Annotated in this window: 11 protein-coding genes; 5 read left to right on the forward strand and 6 right to left on the reverse strand. The window is 74.9% G+C overall.

What is annotated here, in order from left to right; all coding sequences use genetic code 11:
* Positions 1-70 precede the first annotated feature (70 nt).
* The 5 genes from ACFC1X_RS18255 to ACFC1X_RS18275 form a co-directional block, all read right to left on the reverse strand.
* Entirely contained in the window at positions 71-1,741 is a 1,671-nt protein-coding gene (locus tag ACFC1X_RS18255; protein ID WP_376354781.1) for a glycoside hydrolase family 13 protein, read from the reverse strand.
* Between the two features lie 90 nt (positions 1,742-1,831).
* A complete protein-coding gene (locus ACFC1X_RS18260) occupies positions 1,832-2,812 on the reverse strand; it encodes a nucleoside hydrolase (RefSeq protein ID WP_376354784.1) in 981 nt (326 codons plus the stop codon).
* 146 nt (positions 2,813-2,958) lie between these two features.
* Positions 2,959-3,327, reverse strand: coding sequence for a DUF6479 family protein (locus ACFC1X_RS18265; RefSeq protein WP_376354787.1), 369 nt, complete (start codon positions 3,325-3,327; stop codon positions 2,959-2,961).
* Between the two features lie 75 nt (positions 3,328-3,402).
* Entirely contained in the window at positions 3,403-4,281 is an 879-nt protein-coding gene (locus tag ACFC1X_RS18270) for a serine hydrolase (protein WP_376354790.1), read from the reverse strand.
* Positions 4,282-4,816: 535 nt separating this feature from the next.
* Positions 4,817-5,749, reverse strand: a complete 933-nt coding sequence (locus ACFC1X_RS18275) for a LysR family transcriptional regulator (RefSeq protein WP_376354792.1) — start codon at positions 5,747-5,749, stop codon at positions 4,817-4,819.
* 115 nt (positions 5,750-5,864) lie between these two features.
* Here ACFC1X_RS18275 and ACFC1X_RS18280 point away from each other — a divergent pair, with 115 nt between their 5' ends.
* Positions 5,865-6,863 carry an alpha/beta hydrolase family esterase gene (locus ACFC1X_RS18280; RefSeq protein ID WP_376354795.1) on the forward strand — a complete coding sequence of 333 codons (999 nt, stop codon included), beginning with the start codon at positions 5,865-5,867 and terminating at the stop codon, positions 6,861-6,863.
* Positions 6,864-6,979: 116 nt separating this feature from the next.
* Positions 6,980-8,617 carry a penicillin-binding transpeptidase domain-containing protein gene (locus ACFC1X_RS18285; RefSeq protein WP_376354797.1) on the forward strand — a complete coding sequence of 546 codons (1,638 nt, stop codon included), beginning with the start codon at positions 6,980-6,982 and terminating at the stop codon, positions 8,615-8,617.
* A gap of 27 nt (positions 8,618-8,644) precedes the next feature.
* On the opposite strand, the gene ACFC1X_RS18290 is transcribed toward ACFC1X_RS18285, so the two are convergent.
* Positions 8,645-9,784 (reverse strand): cytochrome P450, encoded by a 1,140-nt coding sequence (locus ACFC1X_RS18290; RefSeq protein ID WP_376354800.1) that lies wholly within the window; start codon positions 9,782-9,784, stop codon positions 8,645-8,647.
* A 133-nt stretch (positions 9,785-9,917) separates the two neighbouring features.
* Here ACFC1X_RS18290 and ACFC1X_RS18295 point away from each other — a divergent pair, with 133 nt between their 5' ends.
* The 3 genes from ACFC1X_RS18295 to ACFC1X_RS18305 all read left to right on the forward strand — a co-directional run bounded on the left by ACFC1X_RS18295 (position 9,918) and on the right by ACFC1X_RS18305 (position 13,199).
* Positions 9,918-10,631, forward strand: a complete 714-nt coding sequence (locus ACFC1X_RS18295) for a TetR/AcrR family transcriptional regulator (RefSeq protein ID WP_376354803.1) — start codon at positions 9,918-9,920, stop codon at positions 10,629-10,631.
* Positions 10,632-10,830: 199 nt separating this feature from the next.
* Positions 10,831-12,180 (forward strand): hemolysin family protein, encoded by a 1,350-nt coding sequence (locus ACFC1X_RS18300; protein ID WP_376354805.1) that lies wholly within the window; start codon positions 10,831-10,833, stop codon positions 12,178-12,180.
* On the forward strand, positions 12,177-13,199 hold the full coding sequence (locus ACFC1X_RS18305) for a hemolysin family protein (RefSeq protein ID WP_376354808.1): 1,023 nt from the start codon (positions 12,177-12,179) through the stop codon (positions 13,197-13,199). The genes ACFC1X_RS18300 and ACFC1X_RS18305 overlap by 4 nt, the downstream gene beginning before the upstream one ends.
* Positions 13,200-13,334 lie beyond the last annotated feature (135 nt).

Raw genomic sequence — 13,334 nt, forward strand, 5'->3', positions numbered from 1 at the left:
GCCACCACCGTCCCCGCCCCGCCACCAGCGCGCGCGGCCGTCCGGGTGAGGGACGGGGGCGGGTGCGCGGTTACAGCCCCAGCCAGACCGTCGTGTCCGGGCCCAGGCGGCCGCCGTCCAGGGGGCTGCTGCTCAGCAGCACCTCGCCGGCCGGGAGGTCGACCGTGGCCCCGGTGAGGTTGGTGACGCAGCGCCAGCGGTCCGTGCGGTCGAACCGCAGGACCCCGTCCGGCACGTCGTCGGACCAGGTCAGCGACTCGCCGTCGAGCAGCTTGCGGCGCAGGCGCAGGGCCGTGCGGTACAGCTCCAGGGTCGAGTCCGCCACCCCGTCCTGGGCCTGGACGGAGTACGCCGAGAAGACCGGCGGCTGCGGCAGCCACGCCGCGCCCGCGCCGAAGCCGTACGACGGCCCCTCCGTCGTCCACGGCAGCGGCACCCGGCATCCGTCGCGGCCCTTGCGGACGTGTCCGGTCTGCTCCCAGATCGGGTCCTGGAGGACCTCGGTGGGCAGGTCGGCCACCTCGGGCAGCCCCAGCTCCTCGCCCTGGTAGACGTACGCCGAACCGGGCAGCGCCAGCATCAGCAGCGTCGCCGCGCGGGCCCGGCGCAGTCCGGCCGCCGCGTCGACGGCCGGGGCGTGGCCGCCGGACAGCAGCCAGGCGTCGGTGTCGGTGTCCGGCGGCAGGACCAGCCGGGACGCGTGCCGGACCACGTCGTGGTTGGAGAGCACCCAGGTCGCCGAGGCACCGGCGGCGTGCGCGTCGGCCAGCGAGCCGGTGATGATCGCGCGCAGCTCCGCCGCGTCCCAGCCGCCCTGGAGGTACTCGAAGTTGAAGGCCTGGCCCAGTTCGTCCGGGCGGGCGTACAGCGCGCGCCGGGCCCCCGGGACCCACGCCTCGGCCACCGCCATGCGGGGCGGGGTGTAGGCGTCGAGGATCTTGCGCCAGTCGCGGTAGACCTCGTGGACGTCGTCGCGGTCGTAGAACGGGTGGGTGCCCGGAGCGAACTCCGCGAGCGCCGCCTCGCCGCTCAGCTCGGGGGAGCCGAGGTCCCGCAGCGGCTCGGCCAGGTCCTTGACCAGCGCGTGCGCGACGTCGACGCGGAAGCCGTCGACGCCCCGGTCCGACCAGAACTTCAGCGTGGTGCGGAAGTCGGCGCGGATCTGCTCGTTCTCCCAGTTCAGGTCGGGCTGTTCGGGGGTGAACAGGTGCAGGTACCACTGCCCGTCGGGCACCCGCTTCCACGCGCTGCCGCCGAAGACCGACTGCCAGTCGGTGGGCGGAAGTTCCCCCTGCGTGCCGCGGCCGTCGCGGAAGACGTAGCGGTCGCGGGCCGCGGAGCCGGGGCCCGCCTCCAGGGCCTCCCGGAACCACGCGTGGCGGTGCGAGGTGTGGTTGGGGACCAGGTCGACGATGACCTTGAGGCCCAGCCGGTGCGCCTCGGCGGCCATCGCGTCGAAGTCGTCCAGGGTGCCCAGGCGCGGGTCGACGTCGCGGTGGTCGTCGACGTCGTAGCCGCCGTCGGCGAGTTCGGAGGGGTAGAACGGGCTGAGCCACAGGGCGTCGACGCCCAGGGCGGCCAGGTGGGTCAGGCGCTGGGTGATGCCGCGCAGGTCACCGAGCCCGTCGCCGTCGGCGTCGGCGAAGCTGCGGGGGTAGACCTGGTAGATGACGGCCTGCCGCCACCAGTTGGGGTCCTTGGACGACAGGTCGGGCTTGGCGGCGGTGCTGCGTACGGTCACGCGGTCTCCTTCGCGAGCGTGCGGGCGACACGAATAGATCTGTCCACATCACCCGAAAAGCGAACCCGCGTGCCCGCGACGCGCCGAGGGCTACGGACTCCGGCGCTCGACCGCCGCGAGATACAGCTCCACGTAGCGGGCCACGTCCACGTCCAGGGCCACGTCCACCAGCGGCTGCTCCCGGGTCCCGTCATGGAGTTCGGACTCGCCGGGGCGGACGCGGCGGTCGACGACGGTCTGCCCGCGGGCCGGCCCCGGGGCCAGGGAGACCTCGACGGGCAGCCGGTGCGTGGTCAGGCCCGCCGGGTCGAGCACCGCGCAGACCGCGCCCGCGTCGCCGAGGCCGCCGCCGGGGTCCGACTCGTCGGTGGCCGGACCGCGGTGGGCGAGCAGCTCACCGGCGAGCCGGGTGCCGGGCTCGTCGCTCTCGCGCAGGCGGCGCACGTCCGGGCCCGGGACGATCACCCGCTGGAAGACGTCGAGGCCGTACATCGTGATCGGCACCCCGGCGCTGAGCAGGATCGCGGCGGCCTCCGGGTCGTGCCAGACGTTGAACTCGGCGACCGGCGTCGCGTTCCCGGTGGTCACCGCGCCGCCCATGAACACGATCCGCTCGATGTTCCCGGTGACCTCCGGGTGGGTGCGCAGCAGCAGCGCGATGTTGGTCGCCGGTGCGGTGGGGATCAGGGTGACCGGGCGCGGGGAGGCGAGGATCTCCCGGCGCAGCAGGGTCACCGCGTCCACGTCGGCGGCGGTGCGGGTGGGCGCGGGCAGCCCGAGGTCGCCCATGCCGTCGTGGCCGTGCACGTGCCGGGCGGTGCGTACGCCCTCGATCAGCGGGCGCTCGGCGCCCCGGGCGACGGGGATGTCGGGGGCGCCGGCCTGCTCCAGCACGGTCAGGGTGTTCCGTACGACGCCCGCCACGTCGGTGTTCCCGGCCACGCAGGTGACCGCGCGCAGGTCGAGGCCGGGGTGGCGGACCGCCAGCAGCAGTGCGAGGGCGTCGTCGATGCCGGTGTCGCAGTCGATGATCACGGGGATGGGCTGCGGCTGGCCGGGGGCGGTCGTCACGGCGGGGGCTCCTTGGGCTGCGGGGGGCCGGTGCCGGTGACCCTACGCGCGCCCGCTGGCGTCCCCGCGGGCCGGGGCCGCTCCGCCGTATCCGCCCGATGGTCGGCCCGGTGGTCGGCCCGGTGGTCGGCCCGCCGCCGGACCGCTCAGTGGTGCCCGGAGCCGCCGCTGCCGAAGGCTCCGCTGGAACCGGGGAGCCATCGCCGCCGCCGCTGGTCCTCGCCCCGGCGGCTGCCCGAGTGGTGCAGCTCGTAGGGCATGAGCCGTGGGCTGCCGTCCTGGTTCAGCGGGATCTCGTCGGGTTCCCGCATCTCCCGCTCCTCGTGGACGGCGCCGGTCGCGGGGAGGTGGGGCTGTTCGTCGGCGCGCGGGCGGTCGGACTCCCGGTCCATGACCCGCAGGCCGATCCGTACGGCGCCGATGAGCGCGCCGGCGACCACCAGTCCGATGACGAAGGCCACTGTCACGTTGACCGCGTCGGGCGCGGCCAGCAGTTCATACGTTGCCGTACTCATGTTCCGATTATGTACCCCCGAATGGGATAAAGCGCCCGATATCCCCCGGTGATCTTCCCGGCTCAGCGGCGGGGCTCACGGCGCCCGCAGCGCGTCCACCGCGATCCGGGCCGCCGTGCCGATGACCGCGTCCGCCGCCGGGAGTGTGGCGGCGGTGTGGGCGGTGCGGGTGAAGACGGCGACGGCGTAGCGGCCCCCGTCGGGGTACTCGACGACGCCGACCTCGTTGCGCAGGGTCGGCAGGCTGCCGGTCTTGCCGGCCACGTGGACGTCGTCGAAGGGGAAGCCCGAGGCCAGGCGGTGCGGCCAGACCTGGAGGCCCATGATCCGGCGCATGGCGGCGCCGTACTCGGGCGGGCAGGCCTCGTCCCGCCAGACCGCGGTGAGCAGCCGGGTCATGTCCCGGGGGGTGCTGCGGTTGGTGCGGGCGGGGTCCAGGGCGCGCAGCCGGGTGATGACGTGCGGGTCGGCCAGGGCCTGGGCGCCGGCGGGACCGGCGTCCTCCCGCATGGTGCCCAGCATCTCGCCGAAGCCGTACACGGCCCGCGTCCGGGTCAGGCCGAGCCGCTCGGTGGTCCGGTTGACGGCGTCCAGTCCGACCCGGCGCAGCAGCAGGTCGGCGGCGGTGTTGTCGCTGACGGACATCATCCAGAACGCGGCGTCGCGCAGCGACAGCCGGACCGGGTCCAGCATCGCCGACAGGCCGGTGGGCCCCGGGGTGCGGCCGGCGGCCGGGCACTCGACCTGCTCGGTGAGGTCGAGCACCCCGGCCGCCGCCTGCTCGTGCAGCGTCACCAGCACGCACACCTTGTGGACGCTCGCCGTGCACACCGCCTGGTCCGCACCGGCCTCCACCTGCGCACCGGAGTCCACGTCCACGGCGTGCAGCCACCCGGTGACCCCGGCCTCGGCAAAGACCGCACCCAGCCGGGCCGCGGCGGCGGTGTCGGTCATGACCGGGGCTCCGATGCCGGGTGGGGGTGGGCGGGGGCGGCGTATCGCGTGAGGGGGGTGGGGCGCGGGTGGGGGGCGGGGGGCCCGGGGCGGGGGGTCATGTGGGTGGTCCCGGAGGTCGGTAGGGCCGGGAGGGCGCGCGGGAGCCTGCCCGGCCGGGGGACGGCTGCGGCGGGCCGACTGGCCGCCCGGGTGGTGGTGGGGAGTGTGGGGCGGTGGCCGGTCGCGTGCGTGGCAGCAGCGGGCGACGGTTGGTGGGTGGTGGAGGGCGCCGGGCGGTGGTCGGTCGTGGGCGGGGTGGCGCGTGGCGACGGTGGGCGCCCGGCGGTGGGGAACGCGGGGCGGTGGCCGGTCGCGTGCGTGGCGGCACCGGGTGACGGCGGGTGGGTGGTGGTGGGCGCGGGGCGGTGGTGTGGCGTGTGCGTGGTGGCACCGGGCGACGCCGGGCGCGCGGTGGTGGGGAATGTCGGGCGGTGGCCCGTCGCGGGCGGGGTGGCGCCGGGCGACGGTGGGTGGGGGAAGGCGGCGGGGGCCGTCATAGCCAGTACTCCGATGCCGGGCGAAGGTGCAGGGGCCGGGCGGGGGTCTCCGAGTGGGCGTCGGCCGTGGTGCGCAGGGCGTGGGTGGCCGCGTCCGTGAAGGCGCCGACGGCTGCGTCGCCGCGTCCCTTCGGCCAGGCCACGGAGTGTCGCCAGGCGGGCGCCGCCCCGGCCAGTGGACGCCAGACCAGGTCCTGGTCGCCGGGCGTCACCAGCCGGGTGTCGCGCGGGCACAGAGCGACGGCCCCGGACGACAGCACCAGGCCGCGTACGAAACTCGCGCCCTGCCCGTGCCGTACGGCACCGGGCGTCCAGCCGCCCCGGGCGCACGCGGTGAGCAGGTCGTCGTAGACCGCGGGGGCGTCGGCGCGCGGGAAGAGGACCAGGTCGTAGCCGGTGAGGGCGGCGAGCGGCACCTCCGCCCGGTCCGCCTGGGGGGCGCCGCGCGGCAGCAGGACGCCGAGGTCGCGGCGGAGCACCGGACCCAGCTCCAGGCCGGTGACGTCGCAGGGGTGGTGGATCAGGCCGACGTCCAGCTCGTGCGCGGCGAACCCGGCGAGCTGCTGGGCGGTGGACAGCTCGTGCAGCTCCAGCTCCAGTCCCGCGTGGCGGCGCCGGAAGTCCGCCAGCAGCGCGGCGACGGTCTCGCCGGAGATGTCGGGGGACAGGGCGGCGCGCAGCAGACCGGTCTCGCCGTCGCGGACCCGGCGCGCGGTGGCCCGCAGGGACTCGGCGCGGGCCAGCAGCTCACGGGCCTCGGCGAGCAGCAGTGTGCCCGCCTCGGTGATGGTCACCTGGCGGCTGGTGCGCTCGAAGAGCCGGACGCCCAACTCCTTCTCCAGCCGCTGGATGCGCTGCGACAGGGGCGGCTGGGCCATGCCCAGACGGGTGGCGGCACGCCCGAAGTGTGACTCTTCTGCAACAGCCACGAAGCACTCCAGGTGCCGCACCAGGTCCACGAGCAGTAATCATATCGGGGATTGATCGATCCGACATCCATATGAATCTTGGACAGGGGCCTCGCGGGGTTGCTCTCCTCGGGACATGCGCTCCTTCCGCGACCTCGCACCCCGCCTCCGCCGGTGGCCCGGCGCGCTCGCCCTCGCCCTCGTGCTCCCCCTGGCCGGCTGCGCGGCCGACTCCTCCCGCCCGGACGCGGCGCCACCGGCGAGCGGCGCGTCCCGCACCGGCGGTACGGCCACGGCGGCGCCGGAGGTCCGGGGGGAGCTGCGGGTGGACGGCGACACCCGCCGCTACCTCCTGCACCGGCCTGCAGCCGACGGCCGCAGACCCCTCGTCATCGCCTTCCACGGCCGCGGTGAGGGCGCCGCGGACCTGCGGGAGAAGAGCAGGCTGCAACGGGCCGCCGAGGAGCGCGGCATGCTCGTCGCCTTCCCCGAGGGCCTCGACCAGGGCTGGGGCGCGGGCACGAAGGCGACCGAGCGGCGTCCGGACCCCGGGCTCGACGTGCGGTTCACCGAGGCGCTGATCAAGCACCTGGTCGGCACCGAGCACGCCGACCCCCGGCGGGTCTACGTCGCCGGGTTCTCCAACGGCGGCTCGATGGCCCTGCGGATGGCCGCCGAACGCCCCGCCCTGCTGGCGGGTGCGGCCTCGGTCTCCGGACAGCTGGCCGCGGGCGACGCCGCGGTGAAGCCCACCGGACCCGTCCCGGTCCTGGTCGTCTACGGCGCCGACGACCCCGTACGGCCCCTGGCCGGCCTGCCCTCCCCGCCGCCCGACCCCGAGGAACCGATCCTGCCGAGCCTGTCCGCACGGGACACCGCGGAGGCGTTCGCGGACGCCGGGGGCGCGGGCGAACCGGTCACGCGGGCGCGCAAGGGCTACGACGAGACCGTCTGGCGGCCGAAGGACGGCCGAGGCGGCCCGGACGCCGACACCGTGCGGCTCCTCGTCGTCCACGACGCCGGTCACACCTGGCCGGGTACGACCGTCGCCCCGCCCGAGGGGTTCGGCCCCGTCAGCAAGGACCTGGACGCCACCGGCACGATCCTCGACTTCTTCACCGCCTCGGGCCGCTGATCCGACGCCGCCCGACGCACCGGCCCCGGCCGCTGACCCGTCGCCGCCGACGCACCCAACGCACCGAACCGATGCACCGAACAGAAGCCACCGCCCCGACAGACAGGGAACCTCCCATGCCCGACGCCCCCTACCTCACCTCCCCCCGCCGCCGCGGCCCCCGCAACGGCGTGCGGGCCGTCGCCGCGGTGGGGGTCGTGCTCGCGATCGCCGCGGGCGGCTCGTACGCCGCCGGGCTCGGGCCCTTCGCGCGCGGCGACGACGGCCCGGACCCCGCCGCGATGGAACAGGCGCGCGCGTTCCTCGCCGACTGGTCCGCCGGGCGCCTGCCGAACGCGGCCGGCCGCACCACCAGACCCGGCCCGGCCGAGGAGGTGCTGCAGAGCTTCACCGCCGGGCTCGACATCGAGAAACCGAAGCTGACGGCGGCGAAGGACGCGAAGGAGGCCGAGGACGGCACGCTCAGCGTCCCGTTCACCGCCCGGATGCCGGTCACCGGCCTCGGCACCTGGACGTACGAGTCGGAGCTGCCGCTGCGTGAACAGGACGACGGCGCCTGGAAGGTGGACTGGCGGCTGTCCCTGGTGCACCCGCGGCTGAGCGACACGGAGAAGTTCCGGCTGGAGCGCGCCGAGACCACCCCGCCGAAGGTCACCGACCGCGAGGGGACCTCCCTCAACGGCGGGCGGTACCCGTCCCTGGCACCGCTCCTGGGCCGGCTCGCCGGCGACGCGGGCGGCGGTGGTCCGCGCGGCGCGGTCGAGCTGGTCGACCGGGCCAGCGGCGAGACCGTGCGCACCGAGGCGTCCTTCGGCAAGAAGCCCGACCCGGCGACGGCGGACCAGCCCGTACGCACCACCCTGGACGCCACCTGGCAGTCCGCCGCCGAGCAGGCCCTCGCGAAGGCCGACGGCAAGAACGCCGCGCTCGTCGCCCTGCGCGTCGACAACGGCGAGGTCCTGGCCCTCGCCAACTCCCCCGCCACCGGCTTCAACCGCGCCGCCTCCGGCACCTACGCGCCCGGCTCCACCTGGAAGATCGTCACCAGCAGCGCCCTGCTGCTCAAGGGCGCGGTCGAGCCGGACGACGTCGTGGACTGTCCCAAGTACCTGACGGTCGGGAAGGAGTTCCACAACGTGGAGACGTCGGAGCACCCGGGCGCCACCTTCCGCAAGGACTTCACCGAGTCGTGCAACACGGCCTTCATCAGCCTGCGCGGCAAGCTCGACGAGGGAGAGCTGGGCAAGGTCGCCCGCACCTACTTCGGCGTCGGCCAGGAGTGGCACGTCGGCATCCCGACGTACGACGGCTCGGTGCCGGTGCCCAAGGACGAGACCGAGAAGGCCGCGTCGATGATCGGGCAGGGCCGGATCCAGGCCAACCCCCTGATCATGGCGTCGGTGACGGCGACCGCGGTCTCCGGCGAGTTCCACCAGCCGTCCGTCACCGCAGGGAACGAAAACGGCACCCGCACCGAGCCGCTGCCCGGCAAGGTCGTCACCCAGCTGCGCGGGCTGATGCGGGACACCGTCACCGACGGCACCGCGCGGGTCCTGGCCGACCTGCCCGGCGAGGTCGGCGCGAAGACCGGCACCGCCGAGGTCTCCGACGACCAGGACAACAACGGCTGGCTCGTCGCCCACCGCGGCAACGTGGCGGTCGCCGTGGTCGTCGAGGAGGGCGTCACCGGTGGCGGCTCGGCGGGCCCGGTCGTGCACAGCCTGCTGTCCGCCGTACCGGAGGACCCGTCCTGACGCTCGTGGCCGCCCGGGCCCCGCGGGTCAGCCCAGGCGCAGCGGCAGTGCCGCCAGCCCCCGCAGCAGGGTGCTCGTGCGCCAGGTGAGCGTCGCCGGGTCGGTGGCGAACGCGAGCGCGGGGTACCGCTCCAGGAGCAGGCGTACGGCGACGGTGGCCTCCGCCCGGGCCAGCGGGGCGCCCAGGCAGTGGTGGAGGCCGTGGCCGAAGCCGAGGTGGCCGCGGGGCGCGCGGCCGATGTCGAAGCGGTCGGGGTCGGGGAAGTGGCCGGGGTCGCGGGAGGCGGCGGCGAGGGAGACGAGCACCGAGTCGCCGGCCGCGATCGGTGTGCCCGCCAGCTCCAGCGGCTCGGCCGCGAAGCGGAACGCGGAGGCGTGCACGGGGGAGTTGAACCGCAGCGACTCCTCCACCGCCGCCTCGGCCAGGTCCAGCTCGGCGCGCAGGCGGTCGAGCTGGCCGGGGTGGGTGAGGAGGCTGTGGACGGTCGCGGAGATCAGGTTGACGGTCGTCTCGTGCCCGGCGACCAGGATCAGGAAGGCCATGCCGAGCAGTTCCTCGGCGGTGAGACCACCGGCGTCCGAGGCCGCGGTCAGGTCGCCGAGGAGGGTGCCGTCCGGGGCGTCGCGCTTGGCGCCGGTCAGGTCGGTGAGGTAGCCGGTCAGCGCGCCGGCCGCGGCCTCCGCCGCCTCCGGCGACGTGGGCATGACCAGCTCGTTCGACCAGGTGTGGAAGACCTCGCGGTCGGCCCCGGGCACGCCGAGGAGTTCGCAGATCACCGTCACCGGAAGGGGCAGCGCGTACCGGGCGACCAGGTCCGCCGTGCCCCGGCGCGGCAGCGCGTCCAGCAGGTCGCTCGCGACGCGCTCCACGCGGGGGCGCAGGGCGGCGATCCGGCCCGGTGTGAAGTGGCCGGCCACCAGGTGGCGGAGGCGGGTGTGCTGCGGCGGGTCGCTCTGGAGCATGTTGCGGCCGATGGCGTGCCCGCCGTCGGAGTCCCAGGACGCGGAGTGCCGGATGTCGTTGCGCAGCCGCGGGTCGGTGAGCGCGGCCCGCGCCGCGTCGCGCGTCACGACCAGCCAGCTCTCCCCGCTCCCCGGCACCGACACCCGGTGGACGGCGCCCGCGGCCCGCAGGGCGGCCAGTTCGTCGAGGGTGGGCGCGGCCATGGGACCTCCTGGAAACCGGGGACGGCAGTCAAACGAGTAAACGGGGAGTGCTCCCCATTTACCCGGCCGACGATAGCATCGGCACCGAGGGCACGGGGAGCACTCCCCGGTTCGTACGATCCGGAGGGCGAGGATGAGCGTCGGCGCACGCGAGGGAGCGCCCCGGCAGCGACGCGACGCGCGGCGCAACCGGGAGCTTCTGCTGGAGGCGGCCCATGAGGTGTTCACCGAGCAGGGGCTGGACGCGCCGCTGGACGTGATCGCGCGCCGGGCGGGCGTCGGCAACGCGACGCTCTACCGCCACTTCCCCACCCGCGCCGCGCTCGTGGACGCCGTGTTCCGGGACTCGCTGACCGGCACGATGGAGGCGGGTGAGCGGGCCAGGCGGGCGCCGGACGCGTGGGCGGGCCTCACCGGCTATCTGGACGTCGTCTTCGCGGCCCTGGCCGCCGACCGAGGCTCCAACGACCTGATGACCACGCATCTGCGGGGCGTGGACAGTCTGGAGGCCGTGCACGAGCACAACCGCCGGACCGTGGACGCGCTGCTGGTCCGCTGCCGGGACGAGGGCACCGTGCGGCCCGACGTCACCACCGAGGACGTCCTGTTCGGGCTCGCGGCACTGGGGCGCGCGGTCCCGGCGCTGACCGCCGCGACCACGCCGGACGCCTGGCGCCGCCCGCTCGCCCTGTTCCTGGCCGGCCTGCGGACCGCCCCTGCCGCACCGCCCCTGCCGGCCCCCGCGCTCACCACCGCCGACCTCGCCGAGGTCCTGCGCGAACTGGGCCCGCACCGCACCCGCGCGGGGGAACAACCGGGACCGTCCCGCCGTTCTACAGGCGAGTAGAAGCACAGGGGTTCGAGTACTCCCCTTCTCTTTGCAGGTCCTTTACCATGTGAGGGAAAACCTCGGGCGCGCGGCTGGTACCGGCGCCCGCCGACCCCGTTAAGGAGTCCCGTTCCGTAATGGAGCCTCCCAGTACCGGCCGTGCCACGGCCGGCCCGCCAGTGCCCCCGTATGCGCGTGAGGGAAGCGGGGTGGCACGGTGACCGAGGTCCTGCTGCTCCTGCTGGCCCTCCTGCTCACCCTGGCCTGCGCGCTCTTCGTCGCGGCCGAGTTCTCCCTCACCACCGTCGAGCGCGGTGACCTGGAGCGTGCCGCCGAGTCCGGCGAGCGCGGTGCCGAGGGCGCCTTGAAGGCCGCCCGCTCCCTGACCCTCCAGCTCTCCGGTGCCCAGCTCGGCATCACGGTGACCTCGCTGGTCATCGGCATGCTGGCCGAGCCGTCGATCGCGGTGCTGCTGCGCGGCCCGCTGACGGCGATCGGCCTGGGCGCCGCCGCCTCGACGGTGGCGACGCTGCTCGGTGTGGTCCTCTCCACCGTCGTCCTGATGGTCGTCGGCGAGCTGGTCCCCAAGAACTGGGCGATCTCCCGCCCGATGGCCGTCGCGAAGGTCGTCGCGGGTCCGCAGCGCGGATTCACCACCGCCTTCGGCCCGTTCATCCGGCACCTGAACAACACGGCGAACCGTTTCGTACGCCGCTTCGGCCTGGAACCGGCCGAGGAGCTGGCGTCCGCCCGCAGCGCCGAGGAACTCGTCGCCCTCGCCCAGCACTCGGCCGCCGAGGGCGCCCTGGAGGCGGACTCGGCCGAGCTGTTCGTCCGCACCCTGCACCTGAGCGAGCTGACCGCGGAGAACGTCATGACCCCGCGCGTGGACGTCAAGGCCCTGGAGGCCCACGCCACCGCGGCCGACGCCGCGAACCTCTCGCACGCCACCGGCCTGTCCCGCTTCCCGGTCTACCAGGACAGCCTGGACGAGGTCATCGGCACCGTCCACATCCGCGACGTACTGGCCCTGGAGCCGGAGCGCCGGGCGGTCACCCCCGTCACCGAGCTGGCCGCCGCGCCGCTCCTGGTGCCGGACAGCCTGCCCGCCGACCGCCTCCTGGAGCGCATGCGCCGGGCCCGCACCATGGCCGTCGTCATCGACGAGTACGGCGGTACGGCGGGCGTGGCCACCGTCGAGGACATCGTCGAAGAGGTCGTCGGCGAGGTCCGCGACGAGCACGACCCGGTCGAGATCCCGGACCTGCTGCCCGCCCCCGCGCGGGCGGACGGCCGGGCGGCCTGGGAGGCCGACGGCTCGCTGCGCCTGGACCACCTGCGGCGCATCGGCCTGACCGCGCCGGAGGGGCCGTACGAGACCCTGGCCGGCCTGGTCGCCACCCACCTCACGCGCATCCCCGTCAAGGGCGACGTCGTCGACCTGGACGGCTGGCACCTCGACGTCCTCGACGTCGACCACCACCGCGCGGACCGCCTCCGCGTCACCGCGCCCGCGCCCCTGGTGGGCGGGCAGCCGGAGCACGAGCAGCGGGAGATGGCCCGATGACCGCCGTACAGCTCTTCATCGGCGCGCTGACGCTGCTGACCAACGCGTTCTTCGTGGGCGCCGAGTTCGCCCTGATCTCGGTGCGCCGCAGCCAGATCGAGCCGCGCGCGAAGGCGGGCGACAAGCGCGCCCGGATGACCCTGTGGGGCCTGGAGCACATCTCCCAGATGATGGCCACGGCCCAGCTCGGCATCACCGTCTCCTCGCTGGTGCTCGGCGCGGTCGCGGAGCCGGCCATCGCGCACCTGATGGAGCCGGTGTTCGAGGCGGTCCACATGCCGCACGCGCTGGTCCACCCCGTCGCCTTCGCGATCGCCCTGACCCTCGCCACGTATCTGCACATGCTGATCGGCGAGATGATCCCGAAGAACATCGCGCTGGCCGCCCCGGCGACCACCGCCCTGTTCCTCGGTCCCGCGCTGGTCGCCCTCACCCGGGCCCTGAAGCCGTTCGTCTTCGGCATCAACGCCTTCGCCAACGCCCTGCTCAAGCTGCTCAGGGTGGAGCCGAAGGACGAGGTCGAGGCCGTCTTCACGGACGACCAGCTGGCCCGCATGGTGGTCGACGCCAGCGAGGCCGGGCTGCTCACCCCGGCCGACGGCGAGCGCCTGCGCGACGCGCTGGAGCTGGGCACCCGCCCGGTCGGCGAGATCCTGGTCCCGTCGCAGAAGATGCGCACGGTCCCCCACACGGTCACCCCGGCCGAGCTGGAACGCATGGCCGCCGAGGCGGGCTACTCCCGCTTCCCGGTCACCGGCCCCGGCTCCACGGTCCTGGGCTACCTGCACATCAAGGACACCCTGGGCCTCACCGACCGCGACCGCCCGTTCCCGCGCTCGGCCCTGCACCGCGTCACCCGCGTCCGCATCGACACCCCCCTCGACGACACCCTCACCGCCCTGCGCACCGAGGACAGCCACCTCGCCGCGGTCACCGGCGAGACGGGCGCGGTCCTGGGCTTCGTGACGATGGAGGACGTCCTGACGGAGCTGGTGGGACCGGCACCGGTGGGGTCCTGACCTGACGGCGGCCGGCCCGTCCGGGAACCGGCCCGCCCCCCGGGCGACTCGGGCGCCACCCCAGCCAGCAGAGATGGCGAGGCCACCCGTGCCACCACCCGGAAAAGGTGGGGTGCCCAGTCTCAAATACAAAAA

The sequence above is a fragment of the Streptomyces sp. NPDC056128 genome (genome assembly GCF_042263835.1).
Classification (GTDB): domain Bacteria; phylum Actinomycetota; class Actinomycetes; order Streptomycetales; family Streptomycetaceae; genus Streptomyces.

Coding starts and splice junctions, on each gene's coding strand:
- ACFC1X_RS18265 (WP_376354787.1), bottom strand. CDS start 3,327: ATGAGTACGGCAACGTATGAACTGCTGGCCGCGCCCGACGCGGTCAAC.
- ACFC1X_RS18270 (WP_376354790.1), bottom strand. CDS start 4,281: ATGACCGACACCGCCGCCGCGGCCCGGCTGGGTGCGGTCTTTGCCGAG.
- ACFC1X_RS18280 (WP_376354795.1), top strand. CDS start 5,865: ATGCGCTCCTTCCGCGACCTCGCACCCCGCCTCCGCCGGTGGCCCGGC.
- ACFC1X_RS18285 (WP_376354797.1), top strand. CDS start 6,980: ATGCCCGACGCCCCCTACCTCACCTCCCCCCGCCGCCGCGGCCCCCGC.
- ACFC1X_RS18290 (WP_376354800.1), bottom strand. CDS start 9,784: ATGGCCGCGCCCACCCTCGACGAACTGGCCGCCCTGCGGGCCGCGGGC.
- ACFC1X_RS18295 (WP_376354803.1), top strand. CDS start 9,918: ATGAGCGTCGGCGCACGCGAGGGAGCGCCCCGGCAGCGACGCGACGCG.
- ACFC1X_RS18305 (WP_376354808.1), top strand. CDS start 12,177: ATGACCGCCGTACAGCTCTTCATCGGCGCGCTGACGCTGCTGACCAAC.